This window comes from Spiroplasma endosymbiont of Zeiraphera isertana, from assembly GCF_964030805.1.
Taxonomy (GTDB): Bacteria; Bacillota_I; Bacilli_A; order Mycoplasmatales; family VBWQ01; genus Spiroplasma_E.
This window is the reverse complement of record NZ_OZ034965.1, coordinates 1,380,082-1,400,779: the sequence shown is the minus strand read 5'-3', so window position 1 is coordinate 1,400,779 and position 20,698 is coordinate 1,380,082. Positions and strand designations below refer to the sequence as shown.

The 20,698-nt window shown below is 24.4% G+C and carries 35 protein-coding genes; 24 read left to right on the top strand and 11 right to left on the bottom strand.

Annotated features, from left to right (window positions below):
• Positions 1-59: 59 nt before the first annotated feature.
• Positions 60-1,241, bottom strand: a complete 1,182-nt coding sequence (locus AAHM78_RS09925; protein ID WP_342253032.1) for a prolipoprotein diacylglyceryl transferase — start codon at positions 1,239-1,241, stop codon at positions 60-62.
• A gap of 278 nt (positions 1,242-1,519) precedes the next feature.
• On the opposite strand from AAHM78_RS09925, the gene AAHM78_RS09920 reads away from it, so the two are divergent.
• From AAHM78_RS09920 to AAHM78_RS09890, 7 genes are all read left to right on the top strand, one after another.
• A complete protein-coding gene (locus AAHM78_RS09920; protein ID WP_342253031.1) occupies positions 1,520-1,891 on the top strand; it encodes a hypothetical protein in 372 nt (123 codons plus the stop codon).
• 33 nt (positions 1,892-1,924) lie between these two features.
• Complete coding sequence (locus AAHM78_RS09915; protein WP_342253030.1) at positions 1,925-2,335, top strand: transposase family protein; 411 nt, start codon at positions 1,925-1,927, stop codon at positions 2,333-2,335.
• 118 nt (positions 2,336-2,453) lie between these two features.
• On the top strand, positions 2,454-3,170 hold the full coding sequence (locus tag AAHM78_RS09910; RefSeq protein ID WP_342253029.1) for an IS1595 family transposase: 717 nt from the start codon (positions 2,454-2,456) through the stop codon (positions 3,168-3,170).
• 150 nt (positions 3,171-3,320) lie between these two features.
• On the top strand, positions 3,321-3,695 hold the full coding sequence (locus tag AAHM78_RS09905; RefSeq protein WP_342254954.1) for a transposase family protein: 375 nt from the start codon (positions 3,321-3,323) through the stop codon (positions 3,693-3,695).
• Positions 3,682-4,014: a hypothetical protein gene (locus tag AAHM78_RS09900; RefSeq protein ID WP_342253021.1), complete on the top strand. Its 333-nt coding sequence runs from the start codon at positions 3,682-3,684 to the stop codon at positions 4,012-4,014. Before AAHM78_RS09905 ends, AAHM78_RS09900 begins: the two co-directional genes overlap by 14 nt.
• 60 nt (positions 4,015-4,074) lie before the next feature.
• A complete protein-coding gene (locus tag AAHM78_RS09895) occupies positions 4,075-4,353 on the top strand; it encodes a hypothetical protein (RefSeq protein WP_342253028.1) in 279 nt (92 codons plus the stop codon).
• A gap of 258 nt (positions 4,354-4,611) precedes the next feature.
• Positions 4,612-4,827: a hypothetical protein gene (locus tag AAHM78_RS09890; protein ID WP_342253019.1), complete on the top strand. Its 216-nt coding sequence runs from the start codon at positions 4,612-4,614 to the stop codon at positions 4,825-4,827.
• A 354-nt stretch (positions 4,828-5,181) separates the two neighbouring features.
• Here AAHM78_RS09890 and AAHM78_RS09885 read toward each other — a convergent pair whose 3' ends face one another.
• The 5 genes from AAHM78_RS09885 to AAHM78_RS09865 form a co-directional block, all read right to left on the bottom strand.
• Positions 5,182-5,775, bottom strand: coding sequence for a UPF0236 family transposase-like protein (locus tag AAHM78_RS09885; protein WP_342253018.1), 594 nt, complete (start codon positions 5,773-5,775; stop codon positions 5,182-5,184).
• Between the two features lie 146 nt (positions 5,776-5,921).
• A complete protein-coding gene (locus AAHM78_RS09880) occupies positions 5,922-6,287 on the bottom strand; it encodes a transposase family protein (protein ID WP_342255135.1) in 366 nt (121 codons plus the stop codon).
• A 159-nt stretch (positions 6,288-6,446) separates the two neighbouring features.
• On the bottom strand, positions 6,447-7,163 hold the full coding sequence (locus tag AAHM78_RS09875; protein ID WP_342253027.1) for an IS1595 family transposase: 717 nt from the start codon (positions 7,161-7,163) through the stop codon (positions 6,447-6,449).
• Between the two features lie 118 nt (positions 7,164-7,281).
• A complete protein-coding gene (locus AAHM78_RS09870) occupies positions 7,282-7,533 on the bottom strand; it encodes a hypothetical protein (protein ID WP_342253026.1) in 252 nt (83 codons plus the stop codon).
• 17 nt (positions 7,534-7,550) lie between these two features.
• A complete protein-coding gene (locus AAHM78_RS09865; RefSeq protein ID WP_342252928.1) occupies positions 7,551-7,691 on the bottom strand; it encodes a hypothetical protein in 141 nt (46 codons plus the stop codon).
• Between the two features lie 37 nt (positions 7,692-7,728).
• Between AAHM78_RS09865 and AAHM78_RS09860 the strand changes: the two genes are divergently transcribed.
• The 9 genes from AAHM78_RS09860 to AAHM78_RS09820 all read left to right on the top strand — a co-directional run bounded on the left by AAHM78_RS09860 (position 7,729) and on the right by AAHM78_RS09820 (position 11,909).
• Positions 7,729-7,974, top strand: coding sequence for a transposase family protein (locus tag AAHM78_RS09860; RefSeq protein ID WP_425289804.1), 246 nt, complete (start codon positions 7,729-7,731; stop codon positions 7,972-7,974).
• 105 nt (positions 7,975-8,079) lie between these two features.
• The gene (locus AAHM78_RS09855; RefSeq protein WP_342253025.1) at positions 8,080-8,625 is read left to right on the top strand and encodes a hypothetical protein; all 546 of its coding nucleotides are present in this window, start codon (positions 8,080-8,082) and stop codon (positions 8,623-8,625) included.
• A gap of 380 nt (positions 8,626-9,005) precedes the next feature.
• A complete protein-coding gene (locus tag AAHM78_RS09850) occupies positions 9,006-9,416 on the top strand; it encodes a transposase family protein (RefSeq protein ID WP_342253024.1) in 411 nt (136 codons plus the stop codon).
• 118 nt (positions 9,417-9,534) lie between these two features.
• Entirely contained in the window at positions 9,535-9,816 is a 282-nt protein-coding gene (locus tag AAHM78_RS09845; RefSeq protein WP_342253023.1) for a hypothetical protein, read from the top strand.
• Between the two features lie 115 nt (positions 9,817-9,931).
• Positions 9,932-10,252, top strand: a complete 321-nt coding sequence (locus AAHM78_RS09840; protein ID WP_342253022.1) for a transposase — start codon at positions 9,932-9,934, stop codon at positions 10,250-10,252.
• A 150-nt stretch (positions 10,253-10,402) separates the two neighbouring features.
• Positions 10,403-10,777: a transposase family protein gene (locus AAHM78_RS09835; RefSeq protein ID WP_342254954.1), complete on the top strand. Its 375-nt coding sequence runs from the start codon at positions 10,403-10,405 to the stop codon at positions 10,775-10,777.
• Positions 10,764-11,096, top strand: coding sequence for a hypothetical protein (locus tag AAHM78_RS09830; protein WP_342253021.1), 333 nt, complete (start codon positions 10,764-10,766; stop codon positions 11,094-11,096). The genes AAHM78_RS09835 and AAHM78_RS09830 overlap by 14 nt, the downstream gene beginning before the upstream one ends.
• A 60-nt stretch (positions 11,097-11,156) precedes the next feature.
• On the top strand, positions 11,157-11,435 hold the full coding sequence (locus tag AAHM78_RS09825) for a hypothetical protein (RefSeq protein ID WP_342253020.1): 279 nt from the start codon (positions 11,157-11,159) through the stop codon (positions 11,433-11,435).
• Positions 11,436-11,693: 258 nt separating this feature from the next.
• Complete coding sequence (locus tag AAHM78_RS09820; protein WP_342253019.1) at positions 11,694-11,909, top strand: hypothetical protein; 216 nt, start codon at positions 11,694-11,696, stop codon at positions 11,907-11,909.
• Between the two features lie 354 nt (positions 11,910-12,263).
• On the opposite strand, the gene AAHM78_RS09815 is transcribed toward AAHM78_RS09820, so the two are convergent.
• Both AAHM78_RS09815 and AAHM78_RS09810 read right to left on the bottom strand, forming a co-directional pair.
• Positions 12,264-12,857 carry a UPF0236 family transposase-like protein gene (locus AAHM78_RS09815; RefSeq protein ID WP_342253018.1) on the bottom strand — a complete coding sequence of 198 codons (594 nt, stop codon included), beginning with the start codon at positions 12,855-12,857 and terminating at the stop codon, positions 12,264-12,266.
• 146 nt (positions 12,858-13,003) lie between these two features.
• Entirely contained in the window at positions 13,004-13,411 is a 408-nt protein-coding gene (locus AAHM78_RS09810) for a transposase family protein (RefSeq protein ID WP_342253017.1), read from the bottom strand.
• Between the two features lie 56 nt (positions 13,412-13,467).
• Between AAHM78_RS09810 and AAHM78_RS09805 the strand changes: the two genes are divergently transcribed.
• The 3 genes from AAHM78_RS09805 (at position 13,468) to AAHM78_RS09795 (ending at position 14,284) form a co-directional block, all read left to right on the top strand.
• Positions 13,468-13,860 (top strand): transposase family protein, encoded by a 393-nt coding sequence (locus AAHM78_RS09805; RefSeq protein WP_342252835.1) that lies wholly within the window; start codon positions 13,468-13,470, stop codon positions 13,858-13,860.
• 119 nt (positions 13,861-13,979) lie between these two features.
• Positions 13,980-14,108 (top strand): hypothetical protein, encoded by a 129-nt coding sequence (locus AAHM78_RS09800; RefSeq protein WP_342252839.1) that lies wholly within the window; start codon positions 13,980-13,982, stop codon positions 14,106-14,108.
• Entirely contained in the window at positions 14,075-14,284 is a 210-nt protein-coding gene (locus AAHM78_RS09795; RefSeq protein WP_342252825.1) for a transposase family protein, read from the top strand. The genes AAHM78_RS09800 and AAHM78_RS09795 overlap by 34 nt, the downstream gene beginning before the upstream one ends.
• A 148-nt stretch (positions 14,285-14,432) precedes the next feature.
• Here the strand turns inward: AAHM78_RS09795 and AAHM78_RS09790 are convergent, their stop codons facing one another.
• Together AAHM78_RS09790 and AAHM78_RS09785 are read right to left on the bottom strand one after the other, a co-directional pair.
• Positions 14,433-15,149: an IS1595 family transposase gene (locus AAHM78_RS09790; protein ID WP_342253016.1), complete on the bottom strand. Its 717-nt coding sequence runs from the start codon at positions 15,147-15,149 to the stop codon at positions 14,433-14,435.
• Between the two features lie 118 nt (positions 15,150-15,267).
• Entirely contained in the window at positions 15,268-15,678 is a 411-nt protein-coding gene (locus AAHM78_RS09785) for a transposase family protein (RefSeq protein ID WP_342253015.1), read from the bottom strand.
• Positions 15,679-15,715: 37 nt separating this feature from the next.
• On the opposite strand from AAHM78_RS09785, the gene AAHM78_RS09780 reads away from it, so the two are divergent.
• The 5 genes from AAHM78_RS09780 (at position 15,716) to AAHM78_RS09760 (ending at position 18,908) form a co-directional block, all read left to right on the top strand.
• Positions 15,716-15,961: a transposase family protein gene (locus AAHM78_RS09780; RefSeq protein WP_425289803.1), complete on the top strand. Its 246-nt coding sequence runs from the start codon at positions 15,716-15,718 to the stop codon at positions 15,959-15,961.
• Between the two features lie 105 nt (positions 15,962-16,066).
• A complete protein-coding gene (locus tag AAHM78_RS09775; protein WP_342253014.1) occupies positions 16,067-16,612 on the top strand; it encodes a hypothetical protein in 546 nt (181 codons plus the stop codon).
• Positions 16,613-16,992: 380 nt separating this feature from the next.
• Positions 16,993-17,385: a transposase family protein gene (locus AAHM78_RS09770; RefSeq protein ID WP_342253013.1), complete on the top strand. Its 393-nt coding sequence runs from the start codon at positions 16,993-16,995 to the stop codon at positions 17,383-17,385.
• A 50-nt stretch (positions 17,386-17,435) separates the two neighbouring features.
• On the top strand, positions 17,436-17,810 hold the full coding sequence (locus tag AAHM78_RS09765; RefSeq protein ID WP_342254611.1) for a transposase family protein: 375 nt from the start codon (positions 17,436-17,438) through the stop codon (positions 17,808-17,810).
• Positions 17,811-17,948: 138 nt separating this feature from the next.
• Positions 17,949-18,908, top strand: coding sequence for an IS1/IS1595 family N-terminal zinc-binding domain-containing protein (locus tag AAHM78_RS09760; RefSeq protein ID WP_342253012.1), 960 nt, complete (start codon positions 17,949-17,951; stop codon positions 18,906-18,908).
• A gap of 424 nt (positions 18,909-19,332) precedes the next feature.
• On the opposite strand, the gene AAHM78_RS09755 is transcribed toward AAHM78_RS09760, so the two are convergent.
• Positions 19,333-20,643, bottom strand: coding sequence for a glucose-6-phosphate isomerase (locus AAHM78_RS09755; protein WP_342253011.1), 1,311 nt, complete (start codon positions 20,641-20,643; stop codon positions 19,333-19,335).
• Positions 20,644-20,698: the final 55 nt, after the last annotated feature.

Genomic DNA, 20,698 nt, shown 5'->3' with positions numbered 1-20,698 from the left:
TCTATTTAATAGCTTATTTTCTGTTATAATAATTATTTTAATAATAAAAAAGAATATTATTAATATTCTTTTTCATATGTTCATCCTTCGCTACGTAAATATTTTGCTGCAACAAATTGTGCAAATATTGCTAGAAACAGACCAAAGAAAGTAATCAATAATAAAATTGTATAATCAAGGATTGGACGATTAATTAAAAATAAATCTTCTGGTGGGCGCTGTAACTCTAAAATAAATCTAATTAAATTTCATCCAAAAAAGTAAAGTCCCATTTGAACACCTGCATGCATCATTCGATAATGATGTGGATTATTTATTTCATAAAGTTTTTTGCTTTTATTTATATAATCATTAATTTTCTTACCAGAAGGTTTGACTTCTGCTAATGCTTTATTTACTACATTTTTTGGTACTTGATTATAATAGTAAACTTCATTTCACATTTTAGTTCAAGTCAAATGCTTTGGATCGCGATTTACTTTATTTCAATATTTTGGATTAAAAGTTATTTTTCCTCGGTATTTAAAATTATCTTTAAAATCAAATTGAAACTTATCTGGCTCTACTTTTCATGGCTTTTTACCAAATCATTTACCAAGATTTGGAACAATAAATGTAATCGCTAATCATAAACCTAAATTAGCAATTGATTCATAAAGAAATATTGGTGCACGATAAACAATTTCACCATTAATCATTTCGGGATTACCACTTGGTCCACCAATTAATTTAAAACAATTATCACGAATAAAAGCAGGTAATCATGATAATGAATCATAACTTACAACGTTACCAAGTAATTCATGATTAAAGAAATTACCTCAACGTCCTAATATCTGCCCTAATAAAATATTAGGAATAATTAAATCGCCATATATTCATAATGATATTTTATACTTACGACCAACAAAGTAAAAAATAATTGCACCAGCAATAATGCCAAATAAAACACCACCATGAATAGACATCCCTGGTTTTCAAAATGCAAATTTTTCAAAAAAACTAATTGACTTATCAGGATCATCCTTACCAAGAAAACTAGCACCAAATAATGAAGCAGGAATAATAAATATTATTGATCATGCTAAAGAATCAGCAGGAACACGATAACGTTTAAATTTTACTCAAGAAGCAATAATTGAAGCAAAAATACCTGACATAATAGCAAATGCATAAACATGAAACCATCCACCATAAGTATCAGTAATGCCGTGAGGTCCAACAAAATCTAAATTTAACATAACAAACACCTCACTTACAAGACCATCTTTTAATATAGAATACCATAATAGAATACCATAACTAACTAAGAATCACAATATAAATAAAGGCAAACAATACATATTACATATATAATTTTGATAAAGTGTAATTGTAATTCACATTTTTTTAGTTTTTTTATTGTATATTATTTTTTGCAAATATAAACTTAAATTAAGATTTACCAAAAAACAAATACAAAAAATAATGTATTTTTGCTAAATCTTAATTTAATTTTTAAAAAAAGGAGGAAATAAAAATGAAATTTAAACAATTGTTATTATTAATTACCACCGTTACAAGTTTAGGGATGATATTATCAAATAATAAAATAATTAATAGCAATCAAAATACTACTTTTTTAAATAAAAACAATGTTTCTAAAATTAGCTTTAACAAAATGACAGGCACTACTGGTGAAATTAATAGTTTAACTTTTAAGGAGGAACAAACTTATGCTGTTAATAGTGAAGGTATTGTTTATAAAAGTGACAATGGTCAATCTTTTGAAGAAATAAATTTACTTAATTATGATTATAAAATAAAATCACTAATTACAACACCTAATGGCACAATTTATGTTGGAACTTATAATAGACTTGGTGCAAAACCTTTAATTTTAACAATTTAACGATTATTATTAATATTAAAGGTGATATTTATTATGTTGAAAAAATATAAAGATGATCAAGAATTTTATAGTTTAGTCGGCATAAAGCCACAAACATTTTATAAAATGCTTGAAATTTTAAAAATTGCTGAGTCTAAACAAAAATATTATGGTGGTAGAAAAAATAAAATTGTAATTGAAGAGCGTTTATTAATGACTTTAGAATATTGAAAAGACTATAGTAGTTATAGAGTTATTGCAAAAAGATATAATATTAGTCATACTAGTTGCATTCGTAATATTTTTTGAATTGAAAATATTTTAATAAAAAGCGGAATTTTTAATTTACCTGGAAAAAAAGATTTAACAAAAAATAAAGGTACTAATAATAATTTGTTAGCTATTGATGCTACTGAAACTCCAATTGAAAGAATTAAAAAAGGAAATTATCCCCACATGTACTAGTGTGGAGGAAAAAATGAATTGAAATGAATTCAATAGCATATTTCAAACTGAAAACGATTGTTTGAAATATATAGCGAAGTTGAAAATAATGAAATGCATCAGGTGTGCTTCTTCTAGTTTGAATACTTCTGATTTGAGAAGAATACGATGTTTGAACTGTAACCAAACATTTAGTATTCTTTATGGAACCATTTTTTATAAGTCACAGACCCAAATGACATCTTGGTTTTATCTCATCTTTAGATGAATAAACACAAAGCATGGCATACCAGCAACCGATGTTGCAAGGGAATTGGGTGTGACCTATAAAACAGATTGAAGAATGTGTCATGAAATCAGGACTAGAATTGGAAATCAAGATGCAGTTTTCATTGTTGATGGCACAGCACAGATGGATGAAATGTATCTTTCACATTTAGGTTTTAAAAAACAAGGAAGATCCTTGTTGAATAAAACTTTGATTGTTGGAGTTTATGAGAAAACCAGCAACCAACTAATTGTGAAGGTGCTGAAAAATGCAGATGAAAAAAACCTTTTAAGATTTGCATTGAAACACATTTTTACTGAGTGCTGTCTATTTACGGATTCTTGGAAGGGATATGTAAGTTTCAAAAACTTCTATCCCAAACATGAAATCGTAAATCATGAAGTTGGGTATGTGTCACCAACAGGTGTAAACACAAACCAGATTGAATCAGCATGAAAGCACATACGACGAACTTTCCGAACACACATAAGAGTTTCAAAGCACAATATTCATTTATATGCAAAAGAATCAGCATATAAATTCAATAACATACCTAGTTTTGAAACTGTAATTTTGTGTTTGATTTAAATACATGCGGGGATAATTTCCTAGGTAGGCTTTTATCTCCATTTATGTGATAAAATTTAAAAATAGTACATAAAGGGATAAAAGCCTTAAAAAAAACTAAAATTACTTTTTTCGGGTAAAAAGAAACATCATTCTCTCAAATCTCAAATAATTATTGATATTTCCAATGGAAAAATTATTTCAACTGCTTTTTGTTTTGGAAGCATTCATGATTTTAAATTGCTTCTAAAATCTAAAACTTTTATTCATCCAGAAAAACAAGTTTTTGTTGATTCAGGTTATCAAGGTATACAAAATATTCATAAAAATACATTTTTGCCATTTAAAAAAAGTAAATACAATCAATTAACACCAATTCAAAAAGAATACAATAAAACTTTAAGTAAAATTAGAATTAAAATTGAACACGTATTTGCTAAACTAAAACGTTTTAAAATTTTAAGTTTAAAATATCGCAATAAAATACGAAGATTTGCATTAAGATTTAATTTAATAACAGGAATATATAATTTTGAATTACCTTAGTTTTGCACCAAGTCTATTAAAAGAAGAAGCAATAAAAAAGAGAGAACTTTTATTACGAAACATGAAATTAGATGCAAAATTTCAAAAGCAAGAACAACAATTAAAAGAATTGAGTATTCAAAATAATTCAGTCGATGATATTCTTACAAAAGAATTAGCAAACACATTATCTACTGTTCCTATGACTTTTGCTACTTTAAATAACGGTAATCCTGTTTCTCAAGATGTAATAAATGCTGCTAATTTAATGTCTATAAGTCCATCTTCAAAACCTGTTGCTGATAAACAAGAAAACCAAAAACCTCTTATTTCTATGTAATATCATATACATTAATGAAACAAATAATAAAATCAGATATAGTTTAAAGGAGGATTACTTATGCATTTTGATCCTATCGAAGACTTGTTTAATGATTTAGGTTCACAGTTTCAGTCTTTTGGAAATGATACTGAAACTTTCTTTAATAATTTTGGTGATAATATAAGTTCAGAATTTGAAGTATTTACAAAAGATTTAAATACTAATTTTCAATCTTTTAGCAATAATGCAAGTAATGTCTTTAATGATCTAGGTAAGGAGTTTCAATCTCTGGGTAATGAAATTACTGAAGGTTTTCAAATTGTTAGTAATGATGTAGATTTTTTTTTAATGATCTAGGTAAGGAGTTTCAATCTCTGAGTAATGAAATTAGTGAAGGTTTTCAAACATTTGTTCATAATTTTGAAACCGCCTTTAAAGATTTTGGTAATAATATAAAAACTTTTTTTAATAATATTGGTAATAATATTGAATCATTTTATAACGGTATTACTTCATTTTTTTTAGGAATTGAAAATTTAATTAAAATTATGCCCTATGCAATTAGTGGAGTAATTGGATCAGATAGCATTTAAGATTTATAAAGCAAGAAAGTCAATGTTAAAAAATGAAAGAATAAGAAAAATATATAAAATTTGTAAAAATCAAGAACTAAATAATGATATTAAAAATGTTAATTTTGATAAATTAAAACCAGTAGTAAATAATACAAAACTTACAACAAGTAAATCAAAAAAGTTTACTAAAAAAATTTGGGACGGTAACAAAAACGGATGATATAATTACTTTTTAAACATTTCTTTAAAATTATAAACAAGAAATAATTGTAATTATATGCAATTTTAAATACATCTTACTACTAAATTAAATGAATTACAATTAAAATACAAATATTAAAAAAATGAAAAATAAAATTAATATTTATACACAACAAAAATTCTTATTAAATTTTAATTTAATAAGTTTTTAAAATTTTAATAAAAAAATTAATTAAGTTATGTTTTTAAATTTATTTTATTACATTTAAAAATAACCATTTTAATATACATATTTATGTTATAAGTTCTATTACCAAGCATTTCTTTTAAAATATGTCAAATATTACCTTCTGTAAAACAACCTATATTCCACTTTGCACCTTGATTTTCAATACCTTGTTTATTATTTTTAAAATAAATATTGTTTTTTTAATTTTTTATGGTTTTTTAATATTTCATTCATATATTTTATTAACTCATCATATTGACCATTTTCAATAAAATTTCTACAAATCTTATATTCATATCAATATTTTCGTTTATTTCCAGCGATTATTCTAACATATAATTTTTTAACTAAATGGAATTTATCTAAAACAAAATTTGCACCTAAATAATCAGCAACTTCTTTAATTCATCCTGCACTATCTCCACAAATAATAATTTTTGCTTGGTCAAAATTTTCAAAAAATCTATTTCCTTGTTCTTTGATAAATTCAGCAGTTTTTTTAACACCAATTGCTGTTTTTGTTGGTCTTATTATTATATCTGCTCTTTTATTAACTAATTTATGATTAACATTATCTGTACAAAATAATACCAAACGCATTGAATATTTACCAGAATTGCGTTTAAATTTTCAAAATTTTCGATGTCCATCATCAATACTAATATAAATAAATTGATTTGGTTCTAATTTTATTTTAGGAACATCTAATTTATTAACTTGATATTCTTGAAATAATCTACTAATACTTGTTGTACTAAATTTTGTTTGCTTCATAGTATGTAAAATATCAACATATCTTTTTCCGTCAGCAAAATGTTCAACAACATTATTTTTGATATCCTGACAAGTTCTTTTATATTTAGGTAATTCTAATTCTTCATCTAATAAACAAACTCTTACTCATTAGACTTGGTGCAAAACTAAGGTAATTCAAAATTATATATTCCTGCTATTAAATTAAATCTTAATGCAAATCTTCGTATTTTATTGCGATATTTTAAACTTAAAATTTTAAAACGTTTTAGTTTAGCAAATACGTGTTCAATTTTAATTCTAATTTTACTTAAAGTTTTATTGTATTCTTTTTGAATTGGTGTTAATTGATTGTATTTACTTTTGTTAAATGGCAAAAATGTATTTTTATGAATATTTTGTATACCTTGATAACCTGAATCAACAAAAACTTGTTTTTCTGGATGAATAAAAGTTTTAGATTTTAGAAGCAATTTAAAATCATGAATGCTTCCAAAACAAAAAGCAGTTGAAATAATTTTTCCATTGGAAATATCAATAATTATTTGGGATTTGAGAGAATGATGTTTCTTTTTACCTGAAAAAAGTAATTTTAGTTTTTTTTAAGGCTTTTATCCCTTTATGTACTATTTTTAAATTTTATCACATAAACGGAGATAAAAGCCTACCTAGGAAATTATCCCCGCATGTATTTAAATCAAACACAAAATTACAGTTTCAAAACTAGGTATGTTATTGAATTTATATGCTGATTCTTTTGCATATAAATGAATATTGTGCTTTGAAACTCTTATGTGTGTTCGGAAAGTTCGTCGGATGTGCTTTCATGCTGATTCAATCTGGTTTGTGTTTACACCTGTTGGTGACACATACCCAACTTCATGATTTACGATTTCATGTTTGGGATAGAAGTTTTTGAAACTTACATATCCCTTCCAAGAATCCGTAAATAGACAGCACTCAGTAAAAATGTGTTTCAATGCAAATCTTAAAAGGTTTTTTTCATCTGCATTTTTCAGCACCTTCACAATTAGTTTGTTGCTGGTTTTCTCATAAACTCCAACAATCAAAGTTTTATTCAACAAGGATCTTCCTTGTTTTTTAAAACCTAAATGTGAAATATACATTTCATCCATCTGTGCTGTGCCATCAACAATGAAACCTGCATCTTGATTGCCAATTCTAGTCCTGATTTCATGACACATTCTTCAAGCTGTTTTATAGGTCACACCCAATTCCCTTGCAACATCGGTTGCTGGTATGCCATGCTTTGTGTTTATTCATCTAAAGATGAGATAAAACCAAGATGTCATTTGGGTCTGTGACTTATAAAAAATGGTTCCATAAAGAATACTAAATGTTTGGTTACAGTTCAAAAATCGTATTCTTCTCAAATCAGAAGTATTCAAACTAGAAGAAGCACACCCGATGCATTTCATTATTTTCAACTTCGCTATATATTTCAAACAATCGTTTTCAGTTTGAAATATGCTATTGAATTCATTTCAATTCATTTTTTCCTCCACACTAGTACATGTGGGGATAATTTCCTTTTTTAATTCTTTCAATTGGAGTTTCAGTATCATCAATAGCTAACAAATTATTATTAGTACCTTTATTTTTTGTTAAATCTTTTTTTTCGGGTAAATTAAAAATTCCGCTTTTTATTAAAATATTTTCAATTAAAAAAATATTACGAATGCAACTAGTATGACTAATATTAGATCTTTTTGCAATAACTCTATAACTACTATAGTCTTTTCAATATTCTAAAGTCATTAATAAACGCTCTTCAATTACAATTTTATTTTTTCTACCACCATAATATTTTGTTTAGACTCAGCAATTTTTAAAATTTCAAGCATTTTATAAAATGTTTGTGTCTTTATGCCGACTAAACTATAAAATTCTTGATCATCTTTATATTTTTTCAACATAATAACTATCACCTTTAATATTAATAATAATCGTTAAATTTTTAAAATTAAAGGTTTTGCACCAAGTCTATTTTTGCCATTTAAAAAAAGTAAATACAATCAATTAACACCAATTCAAAAAGAATACAATAAAACTTTAAGTAAAATTAGAATTAAAATTGAACACGTATTTGCTAAACTAAAACGTTTTAAAATTTTAAGTTTAAAATATCGCAATAAAATACGAAGATTTGCATTAAGATTTAATTTAATAGCAGGAATATATAATTTTGAATTACCTTAGTTTTGCACCAAGTCTAATGAAAAAAATAATGAATTAAAAGTTTATATTCTTAAAAATGATCAACTTGCTGAAAAATATACTTTAAGTTCACATCAATTATTAGCAATGACTTTTGACAAAGAAAATAATATTTATATAGGAACAAATCAAGGGGTATATACTAATTCAAGTCCAACAACTGAATTAAAAAAAATAGATGGAGCAATAGGTAACATTACAGTTTTAAAAACAACTAAAAATGGTTTAATTTATGCTGGTAATACAGAAGGAATGATTTTTAAAAGTATTGGGGGTAATCCTTTTAATTTAGTTGAGCAAATAAAAGATGGTGGTATTACAAGTATTGCTGTTGATAATAAAGAAACAATCTTGGTTACTAACAAGAGTAAACAAGTTTATTATAAACGTATTACTATTGCTAATTTTTTACCATATAAGCAAACTTTAGAAACAATAAATACAACAGTAATAATTTTTGGAACAGGGGTTTTAGTTGGTGATAAAGATGGTAATATATGAAAAAGTTATCAAGAAAAAAACTTCACTTTATTCTATGAAAATAAACTTAATTCAATTAATGAATTGATTTATAATTCTAATAATTTTACTATTTATGCAACAACCACTGATGGAATATATAAAAATAAATAATCTAATTTAAAATAACTAATTTTAAGTTAGTTCTTTTTTTAAAATAATTGTAATACTTATTGAAAATTTAATAGTAAAATTATAAATAATTTTAATTTTTTATAATTTTGTTTATTCATAAAACATCTCTAATATTTTATTAGAGATGTTTTTAAAGATACTTTATAAATATATTAAACTTATATATTTGCTTGTAAATTTGATTTATATAAAAAACTATTACTATTTTTTAACTTTAATTTTATTTCTTCTTTAATTATAAAATTAAAAAGGACACTTATATAAAAATTAAATTGTGTTAGTTCTATAATAGACTTGGTGCAAAACCTTTAATTTTAAAAATTTAACGATTATTATTAATATTAAAGGTGATAGTTATTATGTTGAAAAAATATAAAGATGATCAAGAATTTTATAGTTTAGTCGGCATAAAGCCACAAACATTTTATAAAATGTTTGAAATTTTAAAAATTGCTGAGTCTAAACAAAAATATTATGGTGGTAGAAAAAATAAAATTGTAATTGAAGAGCGTTTATTAATGACTTTAGAATATTGAAAAGACTATAGTAGTTATAGAGTTATTGCAAAAAGATATAATATTAGTCATACTAGTTGCATTCGTAATATTTTTTGAATTGAAAATATTTTAATAAAAAGCGGAATTTTTAATTTACCTTGAAAAAAAGATTTAACAAAAAATAAAGGTACTAATAATAATTTGTTAGCTATTGATGATACTGAAACTCCAATTGAAAGAATTAAAAAAGGAAATTATCCCCACATGTACTAGTGTGGAGGAAAAAATGAATTGAAATGAATTCAATAGCATATTTCAAACTGAAAACGATTGTTTGAAATATATAGCGAAGTTGAAAATAATGAAATGCATCAGGTGTGCTTCTTCTAGTTTGAATACTTCTGATTTGAGAAGAATACGATGTTTGAACTGTAACCAAACATTTAGTATTCTTTATGGAACCATTTTTTATAAGTCACAGACCCAAATGACATCTTGGTTTTATCTCATCTTTAGATGAATAAACACAAAGCGTGGCATACCAGCAACCGATGTTGCAAGGGAATTGGGTGTGACCTATAAAACAGCTTGAAGAATGTGTCATGAAATCAGGACTAGAATTGGAAATCAAGATGCAGGTTTCATTGTTGATGGCACAGCACAGATGGATTAAATGTATCTTTCACATTTAGGTTTTAAAAAACAAGGAAGATCCTTGTTGAATAAAACTTTGATTGTTGGAGTTTATGAGAAAACCAGCAACAAACTAATTGTGAAGGTGCTGAAAAATGCAGATGAAAAAAAACCTTTTAAGATTTGCATTGAAACACATTTTTACTGAGTGCTGTCTATTTACGGATTCTTGGAAGGGATATGTAAGTTTCAAAAACTTCTATCCCAAACATGAAATCGTAAATCATGAAGTTGGGTATGTGTCACCAACAGGTGTAAACACAAACCAGATTGAATCAGCATGAAAGCACATCCGACGAACTTTCCGAACACACATAAGAGTTTCAAAGCACAATATTCATTTATATGCAAAAGAATCAGCATATAAATTCAATAACATACCTAGTTTTGAAACTGTAATTTTGTGTTTGATTTAAATACATGCGGGGATAATTTCCTAGGTAGGCTTTTATCTCCATTTATGTGATAAAATTTAAAAATAGTACATAAAGGGATAAAAGCCTTAAAAAAAACTAAAATTACTTTTTTCAGGTAAAAAGAAACATCATTCTCTCAAATCCCAAATAATTATTGATATTTCCAATGGAAAAATTATTTCAACTGCTTTTTGTTTTGGAAGCATTCATGATTTTAAATTGCTTCTAAAATCTAAAACTTTTATTCATCCAGAAAAACAAGTTTTTGTTGATTCAGGTTATCAAGGTATACAAAATATTCATAAAAATACATTTTTGCCATTTAAAAAAAGTAAATACAATCAATTAACACCAATTCAAAAAGAATACAATAAAACTTTAAGTAAAATTAGAATTAAAATTGAACACGTATTTGCTAAACTAAAACGTTTTAAAATTTTAAGTTTAAAATATCGCAATAAAATACGAAGATTTGCATTAAGATTTAATTTAATAACAGGAATATATAATTTTGAATTACCTTAGTTTTGCACCAAGTCTATTAAAAGAAGAAGCAATAAAAAAGAGAGAACTTTTATTACGAAACATGAAATTAGATGCAAAATTTCAAAAGCAAGAACAACAATTAAAAGAATTGAGTATTCAAAATAATTCAGTCGATGATATTCTTACAAAAGAATTAGCAAACACATTATCTACTGTTCCTATGACTTTTGCTACTTTAAATAACGGTAATCCTGTTTCTCAAGATGTAATAAATGCTGCTAATTTAATGTCTATAAGTCCATCTTCAAAACCTGTTGCTGATAAACAAGAAAACCAAAAACCTCTTATTTCTATGTAATATCATATACATTAATGAAACAAATAATAAAATCAGATATAGTTTAAAGGAGGATTACTTATGCATTTTGATCCTATCGAAGACTTGTTTAATGATTTAGGTTCACAGTTTCAGTCTTTTGGAAATGATACTGAAACTTTCTTTAATAATTTTGGTGATAATATAAGTTCAGAATTTGAAGTATTTACAAAAGATTTCAATACTAATTTTCAATCTTTTAGCAATAATGCAAGTAATGTCTTTAATGATCTAGGTAAGGAGTTTCAATCTCTGGGTAATGAAATTACTGAAGGTTTTCAAATTGTTAGTAATGATGTAGATTTTTTTTTAATGATCTAGGTAAGGAGTTTCAATCTCTGAGTAATGAAATTAGTGAAGGTTTTCAAACATTTGTTCATAATTTTGAAACCGCCTTTAAAGATTTTGGTAATAATATAAAAACTTTTTTTAATAATATTGGTAATAATATTGAATCATTTTATAACGGTATTACTTCATTTTTTTTAGGAATTGAAAATTTAATTAAAATTATGCCCTATGCAATTAGTGGAGTAATTGGATCAGATAGCATTTAAGATTTATAAAGCAAGAAAGTCAATGTTAAAAAATGAAAGAATAAGAAAAATATATAAAATTTGTAAAAATCAAGAACTAAATAATGATATTAAAAATGTTAATTTTGATAAATTAAAACCAGTAGTAAATAATACAAAACTTACAACAAGTAAATCAAAAAAGTTTACTAAAAAAATTTGGGACGGTAACAAAAACGGATGATATAATTACTTTTTAAACATTTCTTTAAAATTATAAACAAGAAATAATTGTAATTATATGCAATTTTAAATACATCTTACTACTAAATTAAATGAATTACAATTAAAATACAAATATTAAAAAAATGAAAAATAAAATTAATATTTATACACAACAAAAATTCTTATTAAATTAAAATTTAATAAGTTTTTAAAATTTTAATAAAAAAATTAATTAAGTTATGTTTTTAAATTTATTTTATTACATTTAAAAATAACCATTTTAATATAAATATTTATGTTATAAGTTCTATTACCAAGCATTTCTTTTAAAATATGTCAAATATTACCTTCTGTAAAACAACCTATATTCCACTTTGCACCTTGATTTTCAATAACTTGTTTATTATTTTTAAAATAAATATTGTTTTTTTAATTTTTTATGGTTTTTTAATATTTCATTCATATATTTTATTAACTCATCATATTGACCATTTTCAATAAAATTTCTACAAATCTTATATTCATATCAATATTTTCGTTTATTTCCAGCGATTATTCTAACATATAATTTTTTAACTAAATGGAATTTATCTAAAACAAAATTTGCACCTAAATAATCAGCAACTTCTTTAATTCATCCTGCACTATCTCCACAAATAATAATTTTTGCTTGGTCAAAATTTTCAAAAAATCTATTTCCTTGTTCTTTGATAAATTCAGCAGTTTTTTTAACACCAATTGCTGTTTTTGTTGGTCTTATTATTATATCTGCTCTTTTATTAACTAATTTATGATTAACATTATCTGTACAAAATAATACCAAACGCATTGAATATTTACCAGAATTGCGTTTAAATTTTCAAAATTTTCGATGTCCATCATCAATACTAATATAAATAAATTGATTTGGTTCTAATTTTATTTTAGGAACATCTAATTTATTAACTTGATATTCTTGAAATAATCTACTAATACTTGTTGTACTAAATTTTGTTTGCTTCATAGTATGTAAAATATCAACATATCTTTTTCCGTCAGCAAAATGTTCAACAACATTATTTTTGATATCCTGACAAGTTCTTTTATATTTAGGTAATTCTGATTCTTCATCTAATAAACAAACTCTTACTCATTAGACTTGGTGCAAAACTAAGGTAATTCAAAATTATATATTCCTGCTATTAAATTAAATCTTAATGCAAATCTTCGTATTTTATTGCGATATTTTAAACTTAAAATTTTAAAACGTTTTAGTTTAGCAAATACGTGTTCAATTTTAATTCTAATTTTACTTAAAGTTTTATTGTATTCTTTTTGAATTGGTGTTAATTGATTGTATTTACTTTTTTTAAATGGCAAAAATTTATTTTTATGAATATTTTGTATACCTTGATAACCCGAATCAACAAAAACTTGTTTTTCTGGATGAATAAAAGTTTTAGATTTTAGAAGCAATTTAAAATCATGAATGCTTCCAAAACAAAAAGCAGTTGAAATAATTTTTCCATTGGAAATATCAATAATTATTTGGGATTTGAGAGAATAGACTTGGTGCAAAACCTTTAATTTTAACAATTTAACGATTATTATTAATATTAAAGGTGATAGTTATTATGTTGAAAAAATATAAAGATGATCAAGAATTTTATAGTTTAGTCGGCATAAAGCCACAAACATTTTATAAAATGCTTGAAATTTTAAAAATTGCTGAGTCTAAACAAAAATATTATGGTGGTAGAAAAAATAAAATTGTAATTGAAGAGCGTTTATTAATGACTTTAGAATATTGAAAAGACTATAGTAGTTATAGAGTTATTGCAAAAAGATATAATATTAGTCATACTAGTTGCATTCGTAATATTTTTTGAATTGAAAATATTTTAATAAAAAGCGGAATTTTTAATTTACCTGGAAAAAAAGATTTAACAAAAAATAAAGGTACTAATAATAATTTGTTAGCTATTGATGCTACTGAAACTCCAATTGAAAGAATTAAAAAAAACTAAAATTACTTTTTTCAGGTAAAAAGAAACATCATTCTCTCAAATCCCAAATAATTATTGATATTTCCAATGGAAAAATTATTTCAACTGCTTTTTGTTTTGGAAGCATTCATGATTTTAAATTGCTTCTAAAATCTAAAACTTTTATTCATCCAGAAAAAAAGTTTTTGTTGATTCAGGTTATCAAGGTATACAAAATATTCATAAAAATACATTTTTGCCATTTAAAAAAAGTAAATACAATCAATTAACACCAATTCAAAAAGAATACAATAAAACTTTAAGTAAAATTAGAATTAAAATTGAACACGTATTTGCTAAACTAAAACGTTTTAAAATTTTAAGTTTAAAATATCGCAATAAAATACGAAGATTTGCATTAAGATTTAATTTAATAGCAGGAATATATAATTTTGAATTACCTTAGTTTTGCACCAAGTCTAATGATGTTTCTTTTTACCTGAAAAAAGTAATTTTAGTTTTTTTTAAGGCTTTTATCCCTTTATGTACTATTTTTAAATTTTATCACATAAACGGAGATAAAAGCCTACCTAGGAAATTATCCCCGCATGTATTTAAATCAAACACAAAATTACAGTTTCAAAACTAGGTATGTTATTGAATTTATACGCTGATTCTTTTGCATATAAATGAATATTGTTCTTTGAAACTCTTATGTGTGTTCGGAAAGTTCGTCGGATGTGCTTTCATGCTGATTCAATCCGGTTTGTGTTTACACCTGTTGGTGACACATACCCAACTTCATGATTTACGATTTCATGTTTGGGATAGAAGTTTTTGAAACTTACATATCCCTTCCAAGAATCCGTAAATAGACAGCACTCAGTAAAAATGTGTTTCAATGCAAATCTTAAAAGGTTTTTTTCATCTGCATTTTTCAGCACCTTCACAATTAGTTTGTTGCTGGTTTTCTCATAAACTCCAACAATCAAAGTTTTATTCAACAAGGATCTTCCTTGTTTTTTAAAACCTAAATGTGAAAGATACATTTCATCCATCTGTGCTGTGCCATCAACAATGAAACCTGCATCTTGATTGCCAATTCTAGTCCTGATTTCATGACACATTCTTCAAGCTGTTTTATAGGTCACACCCAATTCCCTTGCAACATCGGTTGCTGGTATGCCATGCTTTGTGTTTATTCATCTAAAGATGAGATAAAACCAAGATGTCATTTGGGTCTGTGACTTATAAAAAATGGTTCCATAAAGAATACTAAATGTTTGGTTACAGTTCAAACATCGTATTCTTCTCAAATCAGAAGTATTCAAACTAGAAGAAGCACACCCGATGCATTTCATTATTTTCAACTTCGCTATATATTTCAAACAATCGTTTTCAGTTTGAAATATGCTATTGAATTCATTTCAATTCATTTTTTCCTCCACACTAGTACATGTGGGGATAATTTCCTTTTTTAATTCTTTCAATTGGAGTTTCAGTATCATCAATAGCTAACAAATTATTATTAGTACCTTTATTTTTTGTTAAATCTTTTTTTTTGGGTAAATTAAAAATTCCGCTTTTTATTAAAATATTTTCAATTAAAAAAATATTACGAATGCAACTAGTATGACTAATATTATATCTTTTTGCAATAACTCTATAACTACTATAGTCTTTTCAATATTCTAAAGTCATTAATAAACGCTCTTCAATTACAATTTTATTTTTTCTACCACCATAATATTTTTGTTTAGACTCAGCAATTTTTAAAATTTCAAGCATTTTATAAAATGTTTGTGGCTTTATGCCGACTAAACTATAAAATTCTTGATCATCTTTATATTTTTTCAACATAATAACTATCACCTTTAATATTAATAATAATCGTTAAATTGTTAAAATTAAAGGTTTTGCACCAAGTCTATTTTTGCCATTTAAAAAAAGTAAATACAATCAATTAACACCAATGCAAAAAGAATACAATAAAACTTTAAGTAAAATTAGAATTAAAATTGAACACGTATTTGCTAAACTAAAACGTTTTAAAATTTTAAGTTTAAAATATCGCAATAAAATACGAAGATTTGCATTAAGATTTAATTTAATAGCAGGAATATATAATTTTGAATTACCTTAGTTTTGCACCAAGTCTAATGAAAAAAATAATGAATTAAAAGTTTATATTCTTAAAAATGATCAACTTGCTGAAAAATATACTTTAAGTTCACATCAATTATTAGCAATGACTTTTGACAAAGAAAATAATATTTATATAGGAACAAATCAAGGGGTATATACTAATTCAAGTCCAACAACTGAATTAAAAAAAATAGATGGGGCAATAGGTAACATTACAGTTTTAAAAACAACTAAAAATGGTTTAATTTATGCTGGTAATACAGAAGGAATGATTTTTAAAAGTATTGGGGGTAATCCTTTTAATTTAGTTGAGCAAATAAAAGATGGTGGTATTACAAGTATTGCTGTTGATAATAAAGAAACAATCTTGGTTACTAACAAGAGTAAACAAGTTTATTATAAACGTATTACTATTGCTAATTTTTTACCATATAAGCAAACTTTAGAAACAATAAATACAACAGTAACAATTTTTGGAACAGGGGTTTTAGTTGGTGATAAAGATGGTAATATATGAAAAAGTTATCAAGAAAAAAACTTCACTTTATTCTATGAAAATAAACTTAATTCAATTAATGAATTGATTTATAATTCTAATAATTTTACTATTTATGCAACAACCACTGATGGAATATATAAAAATAAATAATCTAATTTAAAATAACTAATTTTAAGTTAGTTCTTTTTTTAAAATAATTGTAATACTTATTGAAAATTTAATAGTAAAATTATAAATAATTTTAATTTTTTATAATTTTGTTTATTCATAAAACATCTCTAATATTTTATTAGAGATGTTTTTAAAGATACTTTATAAATATATTAAACTTATATATTTGCTTGTAAATTTGATTTATATAAAAAACTATTACTATTTTTTAACTTTAATTTTATTTCTTCTTTAATTGTAAAATTAAAAAGGACACTTATATAAAAATTAAATTGTGTTAGTTCTATAATAGACTTGGTGCAAAACCTTTAATTTTAACAATTTAACGATTATTATTAATATTAAAGGTGATAGTTATTATGTTGAAAAAATATAAAGATGATCAAGAATTTTATAGTTTAGTCGGCATAAAGCCACAAACATTTTATAAAATGCTTGAAATTTTAAAAATTGCTGAGTCTAAACAAAAATATTATGGTGGTAGAAAAAATAAAATTGTAATTGAAGAGCGTTTATTAATGACTTTAGAATATTGAAAAGACTATATTAGTTATAGAGTTATTGCAAAAAGATATAATATTAGTCATACTAGTTGCATTCGTAATATTTTTTGAATTGAAAATATTTTAATAAAAAGCGGAATTTTTAATTTACCCGGAAAAAAAGATTTAACAAAAAATAAAGGTACTAATAATAATTTGTTAGCTATTGATGCTACTGAAACTCCAATTGAAATAATTAAAAAAAACTAAAATTACTTTTTTCAGGTAAAAAGAAACATCATTCTCTCAAATCCCAAATAATTATTGATATTTCCAATGGAAAAATTATTTCAACTGCTTTTTGTTTTGGAAGCATTCATGATTTTAAATTGCTTCTAAAATCTAAAACTTTTATTCATCCAGAAAAACAAGTTTTTGTTGATTCAGGTTATCAAGGTATACAAAATATTCATAAAAATACATTTTTGCCATTTAAAAAAAGTAAATACAATCAATTAACACCAATTCAAAAAGAATACAATAAAACTTTAAGTAAAATTAGAATTAAAATTGAACACGTATTTGCTAAACTAAAACGTTTTAAAATTTTAAGTTTAAAATATCGCAATAAAATACGAAGATTTGCATTAAGATTTAATTTAATAGCAGGAATATATAATTTTGAATTACCTTAGTTTTGCACCAATTCTAATGTATTAATCAAGGTTTTTCTGAGGTAAAAGCACAATATTCTTTTAATTTTCACAAAAAATCTTGATATTACTTTTAATTTAAAATTAAAAGTAATATTTTTATATCAGGGGTGATTTTTTGTGACTAATAATGAATTAATTGATGTTTTAAAAAACAAAAAAGATGAAGAATTTATAAAAATTATTAGACATTTTAAAAATAGAATTAAACAAATTGAGAAAAAAGAAAAATTAGATGCAATTGATAAAACATTTAAAGAAAAAGGAATTCAATGTCCAAATTGTAAATCTTATTGATGTGTAAAAAATGGTTTTAAGAATAATAAGCAAAAATATTTATGCAAAGATTGTAAAAGTAGCTTTGATGCTTTAAGAAATCATTTTTTACATTGAAGTCATTTATCTCATGAACAATGAGATTGAATAATTTGATTGTCATTGTTAGGTAAATTTGCTTATACTATTTCTCAATTTGCTAAAATTTCAAAAACATCAGCATGATTTAATCGTCAAAAATTTATGAAATCATCACAATTAGCAAAAACACAAAAACCATTCACAAAATTAAAAGGTAGAATTGAAATTGATGAAACTTTTATCAAAGAAATTCATAAAGGAAATTTCAAAAATCCAGATGATCCAAGAAAAAAATGAATTGAAGAAAATGCTAAAGATTTAAACTGTTGTATTGAAATGGCAATTGATGAAAATAAAAATATTTATGCTCAAACAACAAATACTAAAAGATTAACAAAAAAATGAGTACAAGAAAATTTAACATCTAAGCTTATCGAAGAAAAATCAATTATAGTTTGTGATATGCAAATACTATATGATACAGTAGCTAAACAAACAAAACGTACTCTCAAGAAATTTAAATCAAAAGAAAATAAAGAATTAAATTATAAAAATTTAAGTAATATCAGTAAAATACAATCAAGTTTAAAAGAATTTATTACTCATTATCATGGCATTGGATTTACCAATATTCAAAATTACCTCAATTTATGAAAATTTAAATACCAACATTATAAAATATCACCTTATGCAAAATCTGAAGCATTATATTTCAGTTTGTAAAAAAAATAAATCCCAAAATTAAATAAAATCAAATTTTAGGCCAGGTTGATGATTTTTTTTTATTTCATCAAGAGTTTTTTTGAAAATTAAAACAATATTCTATTCAAGAGCAAATAACTAAGCATATAGTAGAAAGTTTTTTAATTAAAGAACAAGAACAAAAAATTGTAAATGAAATAAATCAATTTGATTTTATAAATGCACCATCAACTAGCACCGGTATATATCATTTACCATCATTTAAAATACAACTTAACTTATAATTACATTTATTTAGATTATTATTTACAAAAAAAATGTCATAATATAATATTGTAAATTAATAAGTGAAGAACAACTAAGTAAGTTATATAAAAACCATTCTTTTCAGAATGGTTTTTATATAACTATATTTTAATGTTTTATTAAATTTATTATTAGGAAATTATTTTTTACCTAATAATGTAAACATTTTCTTTTTGTATACTTCAACACCGGGTTGGTTAAATGGGTCAACACCTAATAATTTTGCACTAACAGCACAAGCCTTCATAAAGAAATAACTAGCATAACCAAACATTTTGCCATCCATTTTATCCCATTCTAATAAAATATTTGGTGTTTTTCCTACTATTTCATCACTATGAGCTTCAATAGTTCCTTGTAAGGCAATATTATTAATTTCATGTAAAGAATGTTTTGTTAAATAGTTTAATTGATCATTGTTTTCTTTATCAAGTGGAATTTTGATATCTTCATTAGGTTTTTTGATTTTTATTACTGTTTCAAAAAAAATTTTTGAACCTTCTTGAATAAATTGGCCCATTGAATGTAAATCAGTTGAAAAAACAACACTAGCTGGTAATAATCCTTTGCCATCCTTACCTTCTGACTCACCAAATAATTGTTTTCATCATTCACATAACATTTGCATTTGTAATTCATAGCTTACTAAAATTTCAACTGCTTTATTATTAGTTTTATGTAAATGATAGCGAGAAACTGCATATAAATAGGCATCATTAACATCAATTTTATCACTTTTACATTCTTTTGCTGCTAATTGCGCACCAGCAATAATTTCTTCACAGTTAATTCCTGCTACCATCATCGGAAAAATACCAACAGGAGTTAAAACAGAGTATCTACCACCGATATTATCGGGAATAACAAAGCTTTCATATCCTTCTGCTTTTTCCAAATCATGGAGTACTCCTCTTGTTTTATCAGTAGTAGCGATAATTCTGTTATTAACAATATTCTTATTTTTCTTTTGTTTAATTAATAGTTCTTTTAACAAACGAAAGGCAATTGCTGGTTCAGTAGTAGTTCCTGATTTAGAAATAACATTAATGGCAAATTCTTTATCTTTTAAATATGATAAAACTTGGTGAACATAAGTTGAACTCATGGTATTACCCATATAAATTACTTTAACAGGAGCCGTATTATTAAATAAACCTTGCACCATATCAATTCCTGCTCTAGCACCTAAGTATGATCCACCAATACCAATTACTACTAAAACTTGTATTTCTTTTTGTAGTTTCAATGCTAGAGTTTTCATTCGTTTTCAAGACTCTTGAAAAGTAATGTCTTTTTGGTATGCAACTGGAAAATCAATTCATCCTAATCAACCATCTTCATTTTTAGCATTACTTTCCAGTTCAGCGTTAATGACCGTTACTTTTTCTTGATATAAAGTTGATAATTCTTTCATATCTAAATTAGTAAACTTTAAATTAGTTTTTATCACTATTCTATAACCTCCTTATAGTATTTAAAATTAAAATATTAATTCGTAATAATAC